The organism is Butyrivibrio sp. NC2002 (assembly GCF_000702265.1).
Lineage (GTDB): Bacteria > Bacillota > Clostridia > Lachnospirales > Lachnospiraceae > Butyrivibrio.
Genome location: NZ_KL370882.1, coordinates 146,613 through 164,228, shown reverse-complemented (window position 1 = coordinate 164,228; position 17,616 = coordinate 146,613). Strand labels below are relative to the sequence as shown.

The 17,616-nt window shown below is 40.0% G+C and carries 16 protein-coding genes; 8 read left to right on the top strand and 8 right to left on the bottom strand.

Annotation, left to right across the window (positions count from 1 at the left end):
- Positions 1–45 precede the first annotated feature (45 nt).
- Positions 46–426 (top strand): hypothetical protein, encoded by a 381-nt coding sequence (locus tag T543_RS14685; RefSeq protein ID WP_035769883.1) that lies wholly within the window; start codon positions 46–48, stop codon positions 424–426.
- Between the two features lie 40 nt (positions 427–466).
- Here the strand turns inward: T543_RS14685 and T543_RS14680 are convergent, their stop codons facing one another.
- A complete protein-coding gene (locus tag T543_RS14680; protein ID WP_197023981.1) occupies positions 467–856 on the bottom strand; it encodes a CPBP family intramembrane glutamic endopeptidase in 390 nt (129 codons plus the stop codon).
- Between the two features lie 43 nt (positions 857–899).
- Between T543_RS14680 and T543_RS14675 the strand changes: the two genes are divergently transcribed.
- The 5 genes from T543_RS14675 (at position 900) to T543_RS14655 (ending at position 5,837) form a co-directional block, all read left to right on the top strand.
- The gene (locus tag T543_RS14675) at positions 900–1,502 is read left to right on the top strand and encodes an SGNH/GDSL hydrolase family protein (protein WP_051638824.1); all 603 of its coding nucleotides are present in this window, start codon (positions 900–902) and stop codon (positions 1,500–1,502) included.
- Between the two features lie 258 nt (positions 1,503–1,760).
- Complete coding sequence (locus T543_RS14670) at positions 1,761–3,239, top strand: extracellular solute-binding protein (protein WP_035769879.1); 1,479 nt, start codon at positions 1,761–1,763, stop codon at positions 3,237–3,239.
- 126 nt (positions 3,240–3,365) lie between these two features.
- Positions 3,366–4,277: a carbohydrate ABC transporter permease gene (locus T543_RS14665; RefSeq protein WP_035769877.1), complete on the top strand. Its 912-nt coding sequence runs from the start codon at positions 3,366–3,368 to the stop codon at positions 4,275–4,277.
- Positions 4,278–5,192: a carbohydrate ABC transporter permease gene (locus T543_RS14660; protein WP_330370013.1), complete on the top strand. Its 915-nt coding sequence runs from the start codon at positions 4,278–4,280 to the stop codon at positions 5,190–5,192. It abuts the gene before it with no gap.
- A 21-nt stretch (positions 5,193–5,213) separates the two neighbouring features.
- The gene (locus T543_RS14655) at positions 5,214–5,837 is read left to right on the top strand and encodes an alpha/beta hydrolase (protein ID WP_035769875.1); all 624 of its coding nucleotides are present in this window, start codon (positions 5,214–5,216) and stop codon (positions 5,835–5,837) included.
- Positions 5,838–5,937: 100 nt separating this feature from the next.
- Here the strand turns inward: T543_RS14655 and T543_RS14650 are convergent, their stop codons facing one another.
- The 6 genes from T543_RS14650 to T543_RS14625 all read right to left on the bottom strand — a co-directional run bounded on the left by T543_RS14650 (position 5,938) and on the right by T543_RS14625 (position 12,472).
- Positions 5,938–6,966: a LacI family DNA-binding transcriptional regulator gene (locus T543_RS14650; protein WP_035769872.1), complete on the bottom strand. Its 1,029-nt coding sequence runs from the start codon at positions 6,964–6,966 to the stop codon at positions 5,938–5,940.
- Complete coding sequence (locus T543_RS14645; RefSeq protein ID WP_035769870.1) at positions 6,956–7,987, bottom strand: LacI family DNA-binding transcriptional regulator; 1,032 nt, start codon at positions 7,985–7,987, stop codon at positions 6,956–6,958. The genes T543_RS14650 and T543_RS14645 overlap by 11 nt, the downstream gene beginning before the upstream one ends.
- A gap of 237 nt (positions 7,988–8,224) precedes the next feature.
- Entirely contained in the window at positions 8,225–9,898 is a 1,674-nt protein-coding gene (locus tag T543_RS15475) for a potassium channel family protein (protein ID WP_051638822.1), read from the bottom strand.
- A gap of 62 nt (positions 9,899–9,960) precedes the next feature.
- On the bottom strand, positions 9,961–10,251 hold the full coding sequence (locus T543_RS14635) for a leucine-rich repeat protein (RefSeq protein ID WP_035769861.1): 291 nt from the start codon (positions 10,249–10,251) through the stop codon (positions 9,961–9,963).
- A gap of 23 nt (positions 10,252–10,274) precedes the next feature.
- Complete coding sequence (locus T543_RS14630; protein WP_035769858.1) at positions 10,275–11,021, bottom strand: hypothetical protein; 747 nt, start codon at positions 11,019–11,021, stop codon at positions 10,275–10,277.
- A gap of 83 nt (positions 11,022–11,104) precedes the next feature.
- The gene (locus T543_RS14625) at positions 11,105–12,472 is read right to left on the bottom strand and encodes a mechanosensitive ion channel family protein (protein WP_035769856.1); all 1,368 of its coding nucleotides are present in this window, start codon (positions 12,470–12,472) and stop codon (positions 11,105–11,107) included.
- 243 nt (positions 12,473–12,715) lie between these two features.
- Here T543_RS14625 and T543_RS14620 point away from each other — a divergent pair, with 243 nt between their 5' ends.
- Together T543_RS14620 and T543_RS14615 are read left to right on the top strand one after the other, a co-directional pair.
- The gene (locus tag T543_RS14620; protein ID WP_035769854.1) at positions 12,716–14,779 is read left to right on the top strand and encodes a hypothetical protein; all 2,064 of its coding nucleotides are present in this window, start codon (positions 12,716–12,718) and stop codon (positions 14,777–14,779) included.
- Positions 14,780–15,218: 439 nt separating this feature from the next.
- Positions 15,219–16,454, top strand: a complete 1,236-nt coding sequence (locus T543_RS14615) for a S41 family peptidase (protein WP_051638821.1) — start codon at positions 15,219–15,221, stop codon at positions 16,452–16,454.
- Between the two features lie 85 nt (positions 16,455–16,539).
- Here T543_RS14615 and T543_RS14610 read toward each other — a convergent pair whose 3' ends face one another.
- Positions 16,540–17,445: an alpha/beta hydrolase gene (locus T543_RS14610; protein WP_035769852.1), complete on the bottom strand. Its 906-nt coding sequence runs from the start codon at positions 17,443–17,445 to the stop codon at positions 16,540–16,542.
- Positions 17,446–17,616 lie beyond the last annotated feature (171 nt).

The window sequence follows — 17,616 nt, the reverse complement described above, 5'->3', positions numbered from 1 at the left end:
ACCCCGTCCCGGGGGACCAAAAAGTTTCGAAGGGAGACATTATACATGGATGGATTAATTACACTATTGATCGTGGGTCTTTTGTTGTGGAAATTTGCAAAACCCCTACTAAAGAATAATGGTGGTGTGCAGGTTACTAAGACTTTTACACCACAGGAGCCTGTAAAAAGAGTAGAACAGACTAAGCCTGTAAAAAAATATGAAGGTGCGATGAATCACAGAGAGCCTTCTGCAATGCCGCACAAACACAGAGACAGCGGTGTATACGACACAGCAAACAAGCATAAAAGGGATAATTCCGATGGAACGATTCCTCATTCTCATGTAGAAGAAAAGCGCAAACACATAGATGCTGCGTCTCTTCCTCCGGGATATATACTTTTAAACGGAGAGCCTGTAAGAACCAAGGATCTGGAGAATTACTAAGTCAAAAAAACCGGGATCAAAATTGACCCCGGTTTTTTCTTTATGCTGTCTTTGTCTCAGTATTGTCTGTTTCAGATTTCTTGTTGTAAACAGGTGAAAGGATAAACAGTATGAATACGAGATTCATAATAACCATTATCGGAAGCTGCATCCATGAAACGGACTGGTTTTGAAGTACATTTACATCTCCGCCGGATAACAGAACGATGAAGTTATTATTTATATAGTGCATCATAGCAATTGCCCAGATGTTTTGTGTTTTCATATATGCATATCCAAAGAAGATGGCAAGTGAAATGCAGTTAATTATCTGGCTTACAAGGTACTGAGGACCTGTTGTGGTTGTGTAGAACATGAAATCTGCTGCAAGATGCCACACACCCCATAAAAGGCCAAGGAAACTTGTGCGAAAAAGGGCTTTTTTTCGCACAATTGTGATACTATATTTTTAAAAATAGCAGAGGAGCATTTTTATGGGGAAAAGAATAATATTTTTGGGGTCTTCGGTGACTTATGGTTCAGCGGCCGGTGGAGTATCATTTGCCGACATTATCTGCGAAAAAAATGGATATGAGATGATAAAAGAAGCTGTCTCCGGCACTACACTTGTAGATGAGGACGAGAGCTCTTATGTGAGCAGATTAAAGAAAATAGACGCAGTATCAGCGGATTTATTTATCTGCCAATTATCGACAAATGATGCATCCAAAAACTATCCGCTGGGTGAAGTTTCAGATGGAAAAGATATAGATTTATTCGATGTTCAAACAATAGCGGGTGCTATAGAATATGTCATTTGCTACGCCAAAAAGAAGTGGGGATGTCCAATCGCTTTTTATACAGGAACAAGATACGATTCTCCTCAGTATGAGGGCATGGTCAAGCTGCTTAAACAGATTGCGGATAAATGGGGAATATACGTTATTGACCTCTGGAATGAGCCTTCGTTTACAGCCGTAAAAAGTAGTGACTATGAAAAATTTATGAATGACCCGATACATCCAACCCTGGAAGGGTACAGATCCTGGTGGGGACCTTTCATAGAAAAGAATATAAAAGCAATAATTGGTGAGTAAATTTAGAAACGATTATGATTTTAAGTAATTGAATAATACAAAAGAGATAGGGAGATGGCCGTGTTTTTGCGGATCATCTCCTTTTTTAAATTAATCGTGAGGAAACCGCCGAACAAAAAGAGCAATTTTGGTTAATTATATAGCAATTTTTGATACGTAATATAATCTGACATATTTTAGGATAATAAGTAAAGAAATAGATATTTTCAGATCGTATAGGGAAATATCTGAAAACAGCTTCAAGAAGGGAGAACTAGTATGAGAAAAAAAGTATTGTCAACTCTAATGGCAACAGTACTTACAGTTGCCACACTCGCAGGCTGCGGTGGATCATCCTCTCCTGCACCGGCATCAGATGGGGCAGATGCTACTGCAGAAGCTTCTGAGACAACAGAAGCAGCAACAGAGGAAGCATCAGAAGCTACTGACACAGCTGATTCCGGCACAGGCAAGCAGACAGATGGAAAGAATCTGCCTACACTGACAACAGAGCCACTTGAGATCCTTTTGTGGGATATCGCAACAGACGATCCCGGAAAATCAACTCAGGAAGCTGCTGTTCAGAGATTCATGGCAGATTATCCCAACATCAAGGTTACTCAGGTTCACCAGCAGAACGATAACTACAAGCAGCAGCTCGTAGTTGCAATGAGTTCAGGTCAGTGTCCTGACATGTACATGCACTGGGGCGGCGGTCCTATGGCTGAGTACTACAAGTCAGGTTTTGCAAATGATATCACAGATATGTATGCAAAGTATGATCATCCTGAATTTATCGATGCTGCTATAGCACAGTCTTCATACGATGGAAAGCTTCTTGCTATTCCTTTTGGTGGACTTTCAGGATGTGATATCTACTACAACAAGACAATTTTTGCTGAGCAGGGAATCGAAGTTCCTACAACTATCGATGAACTCGAGGCAGCTTGTGAAAAGCTTAAGAGTGCAGGCTACATTCCTTTCGCTCTTGCAAACGCTTCAAAGTGGACAGGATCCATGTACTACATGTATCTCGTAGCACGTCATTCAGGAAATGCAGAATTCGATGCAGCTTACACTCAGGAAAACGGCGGTTCTTTCAACAGCCCTGCATTCATTTATGCAGCTGAGAAGATTCAGGATTGGGTTAAGAAGGGATATTTCCCGGATGGTGTTAACTCACTTACAGCAGACGACAACCAGGACAGAGCACTTATGTATGACGGTTCGGCAGCAATGATGCTTCATGGTTCATGGCAGTCATCAGCTATGAAGAACGACAATGAAGAATGGTACACAGAGAACATCGGAGTATTCCGTTTCCCTGAAGATACAGAAGCTAAAGAAGCAGGTGTTCCTCAGAACGTAGAAATCGGAACAGCTATCGGTAACGGATTTTCATTTAACTGTTTCAAGGAAGATGGATCAGTTGATCAGGAAAAACTTGATGCTTGCTATGTTCTTGCAACTCAGTACTACAATGATGAGACCTACAACGATATGCAGGTATCAGTAGGTGCGATCCCTTCAATCAAGGGTTATGGTGCTGAAACAGTTGATGACCCTAACGACAAGATCGTTGCTGACGTATTCTTTAGCGCATCAAACGTACAGCTTTGGTATGACCAGTATCTTCCTGCGTCTGTTACAGAAGTACACAAGAACTGCATGACAGAGCTCTTCGGCCTCGAGAAGACTCCTGAGGAAATCGGACAGGAAGAGGATGAGGCAATGCAGAAAGCAATAGCTGAGCAGTAAGACGGTAATAATGTTCTTTACTGCGGCCGTATAAAGATTACTGCCCGCAGGAATACTATATTTCCTGCGGGCATTTTGCATTATTTTAAAATGATTCGTCTGATAGGCGACAGGGAAGGAGCTAATGTGGGAAAAGAAAAAAATGAAGGGCTTGCTCAGGCAAAGGCAAGAAGTACTGCTAGGGCAGCAACGGTGTTCCTGTTGCCTGCTCTTATACTAATAGCGATATTTATCATATATCCTGTCATAGATACGTTTGTGATCAGTAGCTACAAATGGAACGGTATATCTGCTGACAGAGTATTTATAGGTTTTGACAACTGGAAAGCACTTCTTAAAGATGCGATGTTCTGGAGATCATTTCAGCACAACCTGATCGTAATGGTGTTTTCTATTCTTTTACAGATTCCTATTGGAATGCTTCTTGCAACATTTTTGGATGCAGGAGGAAAAAAATTCAATATTTTTAAGATCATTTGGTTTTTGCCGTACCTCATGAGTTCGGTAGCAATAGCATTCCTCTTTATTTATGCGCTTGCAACTAACGGAGGCATCATTTCGTCACTTGCAACCATAATCCAGGGCAAAAGAACAACAATTGACCTTTTGGGAAGCTCTCCCAATGCTCTGTTTACGGTTATAGGTGTCATGGCATGGCAGTTTACACCTTTTTATATGGTTTATTTCATAGCCGGATATGGAAATATTGATACTACGATCTATGAGGCAGCTATCATTGACGGTGCTACAAGAGGACAATATGTCAGAATGATAGCAATTCCGCTTCTCGGACCTATCTTCAAGACAGCATGCACTATGTCACTTATAGGATCACTGAAATACTTTGATATGATCTGGAATATGACTCAGGGCGGACCTTCAGGATCAACTGAACTTATGGCTACATATATGTACAAGCTTTCATTCCAGCAGTTTAACATGGGATACGGTTCATGTGTTGCAGCAGGAATGTTCATCATGATAACAGCCATAGCACTGCTCTTTAACAAAGTATTCAAGGTTAAGGAGGATTATTAAATGACAATTACCAATGATAATAAAGAGGATATGGCAGCCATGGATAATTCTCTGGATACCATAAATGAAACTGAATATAAAAAGTCAAAGATCAAATCTGCGATCGCATGGACTATTGCTTTTATATTTGCACTTTTTCAACTTGTGCTTACGCTCACACCCTTCATATTCATGCTGCTCAACTCGTTTCGTAAGCAGTTCGATATGCTTCAGCAGGGCGTATTCCATTTACCGGATCCCTGGTATTTCATGAATTACGTTGAAGTTGTAGCACACGGCTTCTTTGGATTCTTCTTTAGAAGCGTGATAGTAGTTGCAATATCTCTGGTACTTATGCTTATTATCTCTTCATGTGCAGCATATCCGCTCGCCAGAATGAAATTCAAATTTAATGCTTTGATTTACGCGGGAATAGTTGCGATGATGTCTGTACCGATGCATGTAACGCTTATTCCTATTTTCAAGCTCACAACAAGTGTTGGAATATATGACTCATTAAAAGCGCTCATTGGCCCGTACGTGGCTTTTTCGCTGCCGATGTCAGTATTTATCCTGACTGCATTTATGAAGACTATTCCGAAGGAAATCGAGGAGTCGGCTGAAATAGATGGTTGCAATCGCTACCAGAATTTCTTTAAAATGATATTGCCACTCTCCAAGTCAGGATTGTCAACACTTGCAATTTACAACGGAGTAGCTATGTGGAATGAATTTGCTTTTGCAAATACTCTGATCATAACACCCGGTAAAAAGACACTTCCCCTTGCACTTGGACAGTTTAAGGGAGAACATTCTATGGACATACCAATCATTCTGGCGGTTCTGACTTTGTCAGTTCTGCCCATGATATCCTTGTTCATTGTCTTCCAGGATAAACTTGTAAAAGGAATGATGGCCGGAGCTGTCAAAGGCTGACGGCGATCTCGTGATCAAACTATGGAAATGCTTGAATACGGCAACAAAGAATCAAAAATCGTGTTGATCCAGATGATCGATGAACATGATGCTGAAAGCATAGAAAATGAGTGCATGATCATCCAAAAGCAGACAGATGCAGATTTTCTGATGCGTGCTTTTAAAGTAAAGGATTGGAATAAAGAATTATCACCATGGAAGGCGCCTGCGGTTTTTGGCAGGGACGATTTTGGGGAAGGAGCAGAAGAGACACTTAAGGAAGTCCTTGCAGCCTGCACGGACAAAAGCGCGACGTATTATATAGGAGGCTATTCTCTTGCCGGATTGTTTGCACTGTGGGCTGCATCCTGTACCGATGTATTTAGCGGCGTAGCCGCAGCATCACCGTCTATGTGGTTCCCGGGATTTACGGATCATATCAGGGACAATAGACTAGAGACTGGATGCGTGTACTTAAGCCTTGGCAATAAAGAGGCAAAAACAAAAAATCCGGTCATGGCATCCGTTAAACAGAAAATGGAAGAAGCCTACGACATTCTATCATCACAGGGAATAAAAACTGTTTTAGAGTGGAATGAAGGCAATCATTTCACAGACCCGGAACTAAGAACCGCCAAAGCATTTGCATGGGTAATCAATAACTGATCAAAACTTCCCGCATTTAATTTTCACCGGAGGAGCCATGGAGCGGGTGCATTGCCTCTTGGGGATGCGGGAGGTTTCAATTTTTTTAAAATTCTTGTGTTCAAGAAGTGATACCCTTTGCGGATTCTCGCTCGATGATCCTGCCTCTTACTACGCTGGTTGTGTATTTGCCCCTGCTGATTCCCATGATCTTCCTTACCTTTGAAGCAGTCATAGCTGCAACTTCTGTAAGGTCAACCTCATAGGTCGTAAGTCCTAGCTGCGCTTTCATTCGAGGGACGTAATTATCAAATCCCACCACGGAAACATCTTCCGGCACCTTGTAGCCGCTCATTTTCAGCTTCTCTATAAAAAGCTGCGCCACATAGTCGCAATTACAGAAGAATGCTGTTGGCATCTTATCTGCAGCAGGAAGTGAGAAATCTTCCGGATCCTTTACACTTTTATCATTGTCTCTGTCAGCTATGTGCCACTCTTCGCAGGGCGTTATCCCATTAAGTATCAGCGCTTTACAATAGCCCATGTATCTGTCATCGATGCTTGGAGTATTATTTAAGCTGCCGACGTATCCTATCTTTTTGTGTCCAAGTCCAAGAAGATATTCCGTCATCTTATATCCTCCGGCCATGTTGTCGATAATGACCGCATCTCCATCAATCTCGTAATACAGCGAATCAACTGAAAGCAGCGGTACATTACAGCTGTTATTTAACATAAAAAGATACTCTGTATCAAAAGCTCCAAGGATTATAAGTGCATCTATTTTTCCCTGCATGAGGAGATTTGGCTCTTCTTTGCAGCTCTCAGCTTCTGTTGTCACAACCTCCAAAAGAGAGTTAATACGCTCCTTGGAAAAAACTATGGCAAGCTCCTGATAAAGCTTCCAATAAAAAGCTTCCTTGTCCCTAAGGAATCTCTCTGAAGCTATAACCCCAACGCTGCACTGGGTTTTCCCCGTCTTCTTTTTAGAAGCGCGTGTTATTGTATAACCCATCTCATCCGCGGTCTTTACTATTTTATTTCGCAGTTCCCTGCTCACTCCGCTTTTTCCGGACAAAGCCTTGGATACCGTAACCTGACTTACTCCGATTTTTTTTGCTATATCAGATAGTGTGACATTATTTTTCATTTCTGCACCTTTTTATCGACTCTCTTCTTATTATGTATGAGTCGATCTCGATAATCTCACCGGATGCCGCAGGATCTTTGATTTCCTTCAGCACTTGAGAAACAGCTCTTTCTGCCATCCTAAGCATATCCACGTTATAGGTTGTAAGAATCATCTCGATTTCGCCTCCGTAGAGGTAATTATCATACCCTACAAGAGATATATCGCTCGGGACATTCAGTCCCCTTTCGCGAAGTGCATCGTAGAGGATGCTCGCCGCATAATCGCTGCTGCAGGCAAAAGCAGTGGGGAGCTTTTGAGGAAGGACAATCTTTGCCTCCTCATCATCTCCTGTTCTGTCACTTAAAATATAGTCGGGATTGACCTGAAGGTTATTTTGTCTCATGCATTTTTTATAACCATAATATCTGTCAATAATGTTCCCTGAATATTCAAGCGCCCCCACAAAGCCTATCTCTTTATGTCCCGCTGTTACCAGCTCCCTTGTTGCTTTGTACATTCCATAATAATTGCCGGAAAGAACTGCCGAGTAGTCTCCCAAATGAGTCTGTTCATCGAGAAAAACGACCGTGCACCTTGCATTATTAAGGATTTTCTTAAGCATCACATCTCTGATATGTCCGATGATGATGATTCCGTCCAGTCCCTTGATCTCAGGCGGATCTGCCTTTTGTGATCTGTCAGGGACTATGATAAGCGAGCTAAAACACTTGAACCTCGAAATGACATATGCCGTTTTCTGGTACATATCCCAGTACATAGACTTTCCTACGTGCATATATCTTTCGGAAACAAGCACTCCAATGCTTTTTGCAGTCATTCCTTCCGGGACTTCACTTAGGATTTTCTTTTTCTGATATTTCTCGGGATCAAGCCCAGCACTTATAGCTGCATCCCTTATTTTCACCCTCATCTCATCACTTACACCGGGGCGCCCGGCAAGGGAATTCGACACGGTTACAACCGATACTCCCAGTTTTTCGGCAATATCCTTAAGTGTTACCTTTTGTTTTGGTCTCATATCATCTCCCAAAATTTATTAATTTAACTTAATCGCATCATTCAATTACTAGTATTTAATTTAATATTACATCAACCCTCTCTTTTTTCAATAAGAACAAAGAGTTGCTTTGCAACTCTTTGCGCGCCGATGCGCGCAAGCTTTAGCTTGCAATATACTTCTGTGCATCGGTCGCATCCATAGCGGAGCGTTTTTTATTTGATAGGAATTTCCTATCAAATAAAAATAGGGGCGTAGTTAGCGCCCCTTTGCTTCTTTATGAGATGCAAGCTCGTCTAGAAGAAGCCAGCTGACTTCGATCATTTGCTTGTCTGTTTCTGTTAATTCATCGTAAGGTTTTAGAAGAGAATTTTCCTTTGTGTCATCATTTGTAGTCTCTGCATAATGATAATTGTGAAGATAGTAAAAACGGGTAATACGTTCGTGTTCAAGCCTGTTGAGAGCATCCTTCTTATCATCAGGCAGCTCCGAGCGCACCTTAGAGGCCTTCCGAAGTATAGCGGAAGGAATATCATCAAATGGCAGATTAGGAGAATCATTACCAAGAAGCTGATGAACCTTCAGACTTATGTGATCGGTCGTCGTATAGTTCATATCCTTGATCTGGCTGTTCAGGTCTTCCCACATAGGGATTTGGCCGCCTGAATAGAAGCGCATCATTTCATGGCGGCACAGAGCCATATCGGTCAGGGTGTTGTGCAGTACAAAAGCAGGAGTGAGCACATCTCTGGTCTGACCGAAGGGAGTAGCCACACTTCGAACATTACTGTTATAGATATACAGAGCCCCTTTAAAACAGAAGAACTTCTGGAGTGTCTGCAGAATTGCAATATTTTCCTGCTCAGAATCATCACATAGAACAATACGGTCTGCTTCTGCAAGCAGGTTTTCATCAGTATTCCATGGACTATCGTGGAACAGGATACTGTCGCCTGTTTCGGATATTTTGTTTATGCTGACAATATCGGAGAGTCGTTTGCGATTTCTGCAATATTCATCGGAATTTCCAAATACATGATAACGTAGATGCTGTCCTTCATATAAGAGATTGAACTCCAGAGCGCGGTCGAGCAGTACTGTTCCTGCTGAGCCAAAGCCGATAAAGAGTATAACTTCATCTTTCTTTTGTATAGGATATTGTTGCCAGAACAGACGCGCAGTGCAGTCTGTGAGCGAGAAGAAGCTGATATTCATCGGATGGTGCGAGGGCGTGAAATTAGCAAGACATACAACAGGAGCGCCCGTGTCCGATAGCTGTATTGCGTCTAGGAAATTCTCCATTTCGTTATCCTTAAGACACATAATATGTGCATCATAAAGTGAACCTCGGCGCTCAAGGAGCTCTGAGGGCGACCATTGAACAGAAATGGCTTTTGGTATTTTGCCGTCATCTTTTGTTCCGGAATAGATTATTACCGCATCAGGACGCACTGACTTTATGTTATCGGCAAAAATTATTGAATATTGTGACTGATCCGTGAAAATGTACCAGGGCTTAGCTGTATGGATTGATAGCTGGATGATCGGTTTGATGCGGGAAACAAATTCCATCATGAAACCAACAAAGAAACCCAAGAGACCAATGCCGAGGATCACAAATATTGATGCGATCAGACGACCGGCATTGGTAACGGGATAGTAGTCACCGTAACCGATTGTGGTCAGGGTAACTATAGAATACCAGAATGCTTCTCCCAAACTATGTATTGTGGAAGAAGGATCTCTTTTTTCTATTTCAACAAGTAAAATGAGCAAAGCAAAGTAGGCAACAATTATTCCCAGGAAAACTCCAATATATCGGCGGATCATGAAAAACATCCGCCTGAATATGGAGCCACCTGAGCCCTTGTTCACTGCATGAGTAAGCTTTAAATCATTAATTCTGTCTTTTAACGATTTCTTATTGCTCATATTATTCCCTTTTCATCAAGAAAAAAGCGATATCAGTTGTATTAGTCTAATTTTACTTTACTCTACTTTATTTTAAAACCCTTAAGTGAAGCTTTTTTAAAGAGAGTCTTGTAAGCTTTTTTAGACTGCTTGGGGATCTTAACTGTAAGCTGCTTTGAGTTTCTTCCAAGAGCCTTTTTCTCAATTTTGGTAAGTCTTACAGAGTTAATGTTTAATGTTTTCAGATTGGGGCACTTGAAAAATGCCTTTCTTCTGATCGCTGTAACGTTGGCTCCTACATTAACTGTTTTTACCTTCTTGTTACCCTTAAGGGCATTGGCTGAAACCTCAGTTACAGGAAGAGAGTGATTCATAAATACAACAGCGTCAGGGATTGTTATCTTCTTTGCTGTTGATCTGGTACCTGTAAATGCAACAGAACCTGCAGCGCTGTTGATCTGGTACCTGTAAATGCAACAGAACCTGCAGCGCTGTTGATCGTATAAAGGTGACCTGACTGCTCAAATGAAGTTCCAACAGTATATGAAGTCTTAGGTGATCCGGATGCTGTATCAACAGTAAGAGGATCAGCTGTGTACTTGATGATAACGGTAAATACTGAAGTGCCGTTTCCTTCTGTTCCGTTGATGATCTTTTCGATCTTTTTCATTTTTCCAAGAGCGGATTTCTCACTTAATTTATCTGTGGTGTTATATTCCTTCTTGTAGTAGGACTTAAGTGTATCTTTGGATATAGTATATTTTCCTGTACCTACAGAACCTGCTGCAGCTATAAAAGAGTAGCCGTTTGATCCGGATTTAACCATTGCAGCACCCTGAAAAGGATCTTTGGAGAAAACAGTTGCGCCTATGTCGTAGTCATTGTCTCCAAGGTAAACCTCTGCAAGATATGCAGCAGCTCCGGCTTTTTTAGAGCTGTCAGTTATCGGAAGCTCCTGTTCAACACACTGTACCGTTTCATTAGATATGAAAAATGTCTTTCCGCCGGACAGATCAACCTCAAAAGAAGCATTTGCAGCCTTTACATCCAAGCCTTTAAATGCAAAAATCCCCATACTCATAAATAATGCGCATACAAAAACCTTGATCATTTTGCATGCGCTTTGTTTAAACACTTTTTTCATTTTGCCAGTCCTCCCGAGTAGTAATGATATGCACTAATAATCTAAGCATATTCGGGAGGAAATATCAATAGGGCTTGCGGTTGTCACATTTTTGTTTTCTCTACTACGAATTCGACCTGGTTTTTTGTAACAGCGACTCTGATGCTGCTTGCAAGTGCGCCAAGGATAGATTCGCTCAGTTCATCCTGAGATACATCATTGCTATTCATGTCCCATTCGTAGGATGGAGTAGTATTTTCTGCGTCAACAGATTTTATACCCCTCATCATCGCATCGAAGATTCGGCCGGCGACGCCACTTATGGCTTCGTTTCGTCCTGAACTGGAGAGTGCGATAAGGCGCTTGTATTCCTCAGTGCCGATAGTAGTGTCGACACTTAAGTGAATTCTGTATTCGACGCCGCTTCCTTCTATCCATAACTGGGATTTTACCGTGCCTATCATAGTAGTGATGAGGGATAAGGCCTCTTCCGTCAGAAGTTCTATCTGATGGGAATCCTTAACGGTTAGCTTTTGCTTCACGGCAAACTGAGAAGCCAGATCTTTTGCCTGCATAACGTCTTTATCTGTTCCCATAAGCTTTAAATTGTTCGTTCTGTAGTTACGCTTCTTGGGACCGCTCTTCTTTTTCTGATCGGTAGTAGTGCTAACTATCTTTGTGGCCTCTGATTCAACAACATTTAAATAGTTATAAGGAATTTCTATGCCGTGCTGCCTGAATGCGTCTACCACGCGGGTATTTATGTCAGTTGTGGCGATATAGGTGCTGACTCCCTTTGGAACAAAGATAGTTGTTTCAAGGATCAGGGCGCTATCAGCAAATTTAAGAAAATAAACAGGGCTTGAGTCTTCATTTATGGCATTTCTTGTGATGCCAAGAGTGTAGGGACTTTCAGCAACGCAGTCCCTTATAACGTCCATGGCTTTTGGTACGTCGGTGTCATAGCTTACTGAAAACTGAAGATGTACGCCATTCCTTTCCGTGTTTTTGTAACTGAAATTTATAACTGTTTTCGTATTGAGCTGGCTGTTTGGAACGATGATCTTAAGACCATCATAAATAGCTACGACAATATGCCTTAGGGTGATATCTTCAACTATTCCCGGATCCATGCCATCGATTATGATCCTGTCGCCTACCTCAAATGGCTTATGAAGGCTGATAAGAAGACCGCAGATGACATCCGAAATAGCAGTCTGCGCTGCAAAACCTACGATAGCAACAATAAGGGCTGATCCTGTTAACAGTATTGATTTTGGATTGAGTGTCGGATCATATATACGGATAACGTGTATGACACAGTATAGAGCAATACCAAGCTGAAGAAGCTGCAAGAGGTATTTTCTGTGCAGGACCGTTACCATCTTTGTTCTGTTTTTGAGAAAGCTGAGAGCTATGATTAGAAGTACACTTATAGCAATAACAATTACTATTTTCAAAATACTGTTCATGATCGTCCCCCTGAAGAAATATAAATATTCCTATAATATATGTTGCATTGTTGCAGAGAGAAAATCAAATTAAATAATTATAAAGGAATTTTTTAACGATTTTTCAATCATGTGTTTATGTTGGACATTTGTTGGACATTGCATTTTATACTCAAACTGTAAATTGAAAAAAATAATTGGTGTACATGTAGTTAACTGAAATTTTTATCCATTTATAGTATTGGATAGTTTGGAGGTACAGGCATGGCTGTAAAGTTAAAAAAAGAAGATCATGTAAAGTTGGCGGAAAGAGTTAATGAAGAGTTTGATAAGACAATAATAATTGAGCATGCATATAAGATGGATTATCGTCTGAAGACGTTTGTTTACGTTACTAATTCAGAAAAAAGCGACATGACAGAGACGCTAAGGACTATGCTTTTGCGAGATGCTCTGAAAATAGACAAAAACGGAAATATCAATCCTTCTAAAGTCAATGATTACTTCGTTGCACTCGGTATGCAGAGCGGATTATCTGAGCACGGGTATCTGACAAAACTACAGGATGAGCCGGAAGTTGTCGGTGACAGCATGGCATATACGAGCCAGCTTCCAAAGCTTATGCTTGAAGAACTTATAAATCTCATTAAAGATGATGAGACTGTTGCCAAATACAATGAGACAGCTGAGCCTGATAATAAGATAACGGAAGAGTCTATCAGGAAGGCCTTTGATGAAGGAAGAAACGGATATATTGGAGTAAACAGCGCAGAAGAGTTGTTTGCTGATGCCAAAAAGATAGAAGAAAAGGCAGCGATCGATGCATTTGGCAGTATAGAAGCTGCCAAAACAAAACAGAAGAATTCCAGGATCTCTTACATAGTAAATGAGGCTAAAAAGGATATTTCCGATAAGTTTGGTGATGTTTATAAGAAAATAGAAGATAATTATGTAAAAGAAGCCGCTCAGCCACACAAAGAAGAAATCAAAGAAGAGAATAAAGAAGAAAAGAAAGAGGAAAAGAAAGAAGCCGCACAGAATAATAAGGATAATCCCAAAAAGGAAGAAAAGAAGCCGGAAGCTAAGAAAAGACCAAAACCAAAGAAAAAAGCCCCTGTCAATGAAGAGAAAGCCTTTGATATTAATGAGTATGATTTTTCTGAAGTTGGTAATGGAAATATTTCTATCGACCTTGATAATCTTGAAGGCTTTAAAAAAGAGAGGGTTAAAGCCAAAAAGGATGAGAAGGAATATGGCATAAAGAGACATTATGATGATGATTTTGATGTATCTCTCGGCAAAACAAAAGAAGTTACAAATCATTTCAAAAAGACCATTGATAAGCAAAAGCCGGATTATGAAAATAGACAGAAGATAAAGAATACTGGCACGTATAAGAACGTAGAGAGCTTTAAGAAGTTACAAAATGAAATCGATAACCATGATTTTCATGCAAAAAACAGAGAAAAATACCTTTCAGATAATGCAGATTATATCAACAGCCTGATGCGCCCTTTATATAATGCATACCAGTATGGCGTCCATCAGAACTCGCAGAAGTATTTTAGAGTGCTCGAAGAAAAAGTAAATAATCTTAGTGGTATGTACTTAGGAGTAAAAAACGGGAAAATCGACCATGATGCTGCAATAAAAATATTTGACGATGCAATTAATGAGTGCGATAGATATGTAAACAAACGCTCCTGGGGAATTTTCAATTTCATAAAGAAATGGAATAATCCCCAAGGATATGAGCGAATGGAGAGGACAATCCAGCTTAGGGATGAAATACAGCAGCTCAAGAATGAATATCTGCGTGAAGAAAGCCTTGATAATCTGGAAAAAAAGGTCAATGTATTAAAGAATTCGGACTTTGAGAAGTTATCTCTAAATGAGATCAGGGAGAGAACTCAGGAAATAACCACATACAAAAACAAATATTGTAGTTTCGGAAGTGAGCTCGATTCTAAGCATATGGATGCTGTTAAATGTGCAGAAGATATATTTTCTGATATAAACAGGTTATATCCGGAGTTTGGTAACCCCGTAAATGGCAATATACTTCAAAACAAAACGACAACTGACCGTATGTATGCTGAAGCCGAAATTAGCAACCAAGTAAGACAACAGACCTTTGAGGAACTCACAAAATTTAATAACAGAAAAAATGAAAACAAGAGAGAAATCCATAAAGCTCGCAAACAAGGCAAGTATGATTATCGTGATGGATTGGAGGAGTTGAAGGATATCTCTAAGGAAAAGCAGAATGTGAAATCAAAAGGAACTGAGGACTTAAAAGAGAGGACATCAAATCGTTTAAGCCTTTGATCTGGTCAACTACCGAAAAAATATAAATCCTCCGCTGAATATTAGTATTTAGCGGAGGAGGATATAATAGATTATTGTTTTTCATCAGAAAAACGATAATCGTACTGGATTAGGCCCTCGCGAAGCGAGGGGCGTGTCCTGCATACTTGGTCATAAGGGGGTACCGCTTGCGGTGGATTCCTTATGACTCTTTAAAGCAGGATTCTTGCGGGCGATTTCCGCTTTTGCCCGCAAGAAGTTATGCTTTTGTATGTAGTTTTGGATCAGTAAAGAGGGTGAAGGTGAAATAAGACCATGAGCAGGGATACCAATTGCGGTGTTTCTGCTCATTTTTTTAAGTCAAAAGAGCATCCTCTTAAAATCAACTGCTGATTCATTCTCGTTGCATTTCTCACCTTAGGACAAATATAATAAATAAAAAATATAGGGAGAACTAAAAATGATGACTTATAAAGAGCTATTTAAGGAAATAGTAGAAATCATGCGGGAGGATTCTGCAACCTGTAAAGATTATGGAGCAGGTAATTTTCAGGAATACGAAAGCCGGATATCCGATGACATGGATCGTAAGGATTTTTTGCATCTTGTACAGGAATACTTGGCAACTTTCGGCGTAGAAGCACATCTATATTTTACAGATTATAGTCTTGAAAAAATTGGCTTTTCAGTGATGAGGCAGGAAGATGTACTATACGTGTTAAAGGCAAATGAAGATACAGGCCTTGTCTTAGGGGATAAAATAGTTGCAATTGATGGATTTTCAATAAAAGAATTATATCAAAGAGAAAAAGCATTTTTCATGGGGGAAACAGAGGAGCGTGAAGGCAAAAACTGGCCGTACGTGCTAAAGTTTTACAACAGTTTAACTGTTATTCATCCGGATGGTTCACAAGAAGATATTTCTATTATTCATAATACAAAGCGGATTGAGACGGAAAGTTATTGCTATAAAGAATATGATGATACGCTTTATCTTAAATTTCCGGATTTTGCTGATCTGGACGCGATAAATCAGTTATTTAATAAATGTAAGAGTATTCTGGAGAACTGTAAAAAACTTATTGTGGATGTCCGTGGAAATGGCGGAGGTGCAGATTCTGCATTTGTGCCTCTCCTGGAGTATTGCTTTCCGGAAGGAAAATTAGTTACGGATTATTATAAGCCGGAATATCCTATTGAAATTAATTACTCTGTTAGAAATTGTAAAGATCGAATCGAGAATCTAAAACAATTTTTGGCTGGTGATTTACCGGAAGACATGACTGCAATGATCAATACAATGATTACAAATAACAATGAAAATATAGGCAAAGGCTTTCTTGATGATGATGACGTATTTGCAAGTGGAATTATCGGAAAAAAAGGTCCTGAAAAAGTATTGATCATTACGGATGAAAGATGTGGTTCTTCGGGGGATGCATTCGTTGAGGTTATGTTATGTTCTCCTAAAGTAACTCTAGTTGGAAGACCTACTATGGGAATTACAGATTATTCAAATTGTAATATGGTTTCCTTTGATGATTTCAGCTTTATTTATCCGACGTCTAGAGACAAAAGAATTGATCATGGGAAAGGACTTGCGCATAAAGGGGTACCTGTAGATCATTATATCCCTTGGTCTCCCGACCATATAGGTAAGGATGTGGAGCTGGATTACTGTTTGAAATTGAATTAAGAGACTATAAAAAACAGATTCTGTTTTACGAAGACCATCAGGCAGAGCTATCATTATCAAGGGTGATAAGATAGCTCTTGTATAATTAAGCGGCAAGCTCCAGACATTTGACACAATACAAGAAGTGTTCGATTATTGCTTCATAACGCTCTGCGTCAGCAAGGATGTTTCGAGTATGATCTGCGCCTTCAAATATGTGCATTTCTGTGTAACCCTTGGTTGCGGACTTAAGTTCCACAGTATCATTTACAGGTACAACGCAATCACTGTCTCCTTGAATGAAGCATACCGGAATTTTATTGCCTCTAAGGCTGTCTTTTGTAAAAATGTTTTTATAAGAGAATCCGAACATAAGCTTGAAAAAAATCTCCGCCGGATCAAAAAGCACAGGTGATACATGTGCTACCTGCTGAGCAAGCTTGCAAAGAAGTGAATAAAGTGAATTGTAGCAGCTGTCAGCGATAACAAAAGAAATATGAGGATTATACTTAAGAGCGGTAAGAGCAGTTACGCCGCCAAGGCACTCGCCGTGGACGCCTATTTTGATATCATTCCCGAAACGGTTAACTGTATCATTTATTACACTAAGAAGATCCTTGCTTTCCTTGATGCCCCAGGTTGATGGAGACTTTTTGTTATCTCCATGCCCACGAAGATCAAAGAGAATACCGTTGTATCCCATTTTTCTGAATATGTTAAAATATTTGATGCCTCCAATCCTGCAATACGTTGATGAATGAACCAGAATAACGTATTTTTTGGAAGGGAGGGCTGAAGGAATATATGTTGTATGTAGCTCATAGCCGTCAAAGGATTTAATTATATATTCTTCCTTCTTCCAGTTCTTATAACCATCCAGAAAATGTCTACGGTTTTCTTTCTGATATGCTATGTTTGGATCGATGCATTTAACAAGTCCCATAGATCTTGCAAGTATTGCACAGACAAAAAGATATAAAGTGATCAGAATTATTGTTACTGCTACTATCATATAATGACCCGTTTCTTACAAAATTAATAAAAAAATGATTTTTACCGAATTAGAATCATATCATAAAATATAAAAAAAGCAAATGTTTAATCTGATATCACAAAAAGCTACTATCACTATTTGTATGACAATAGTAATTTGAGGGGATGGTAAAGACTGAAAGAATTCCTC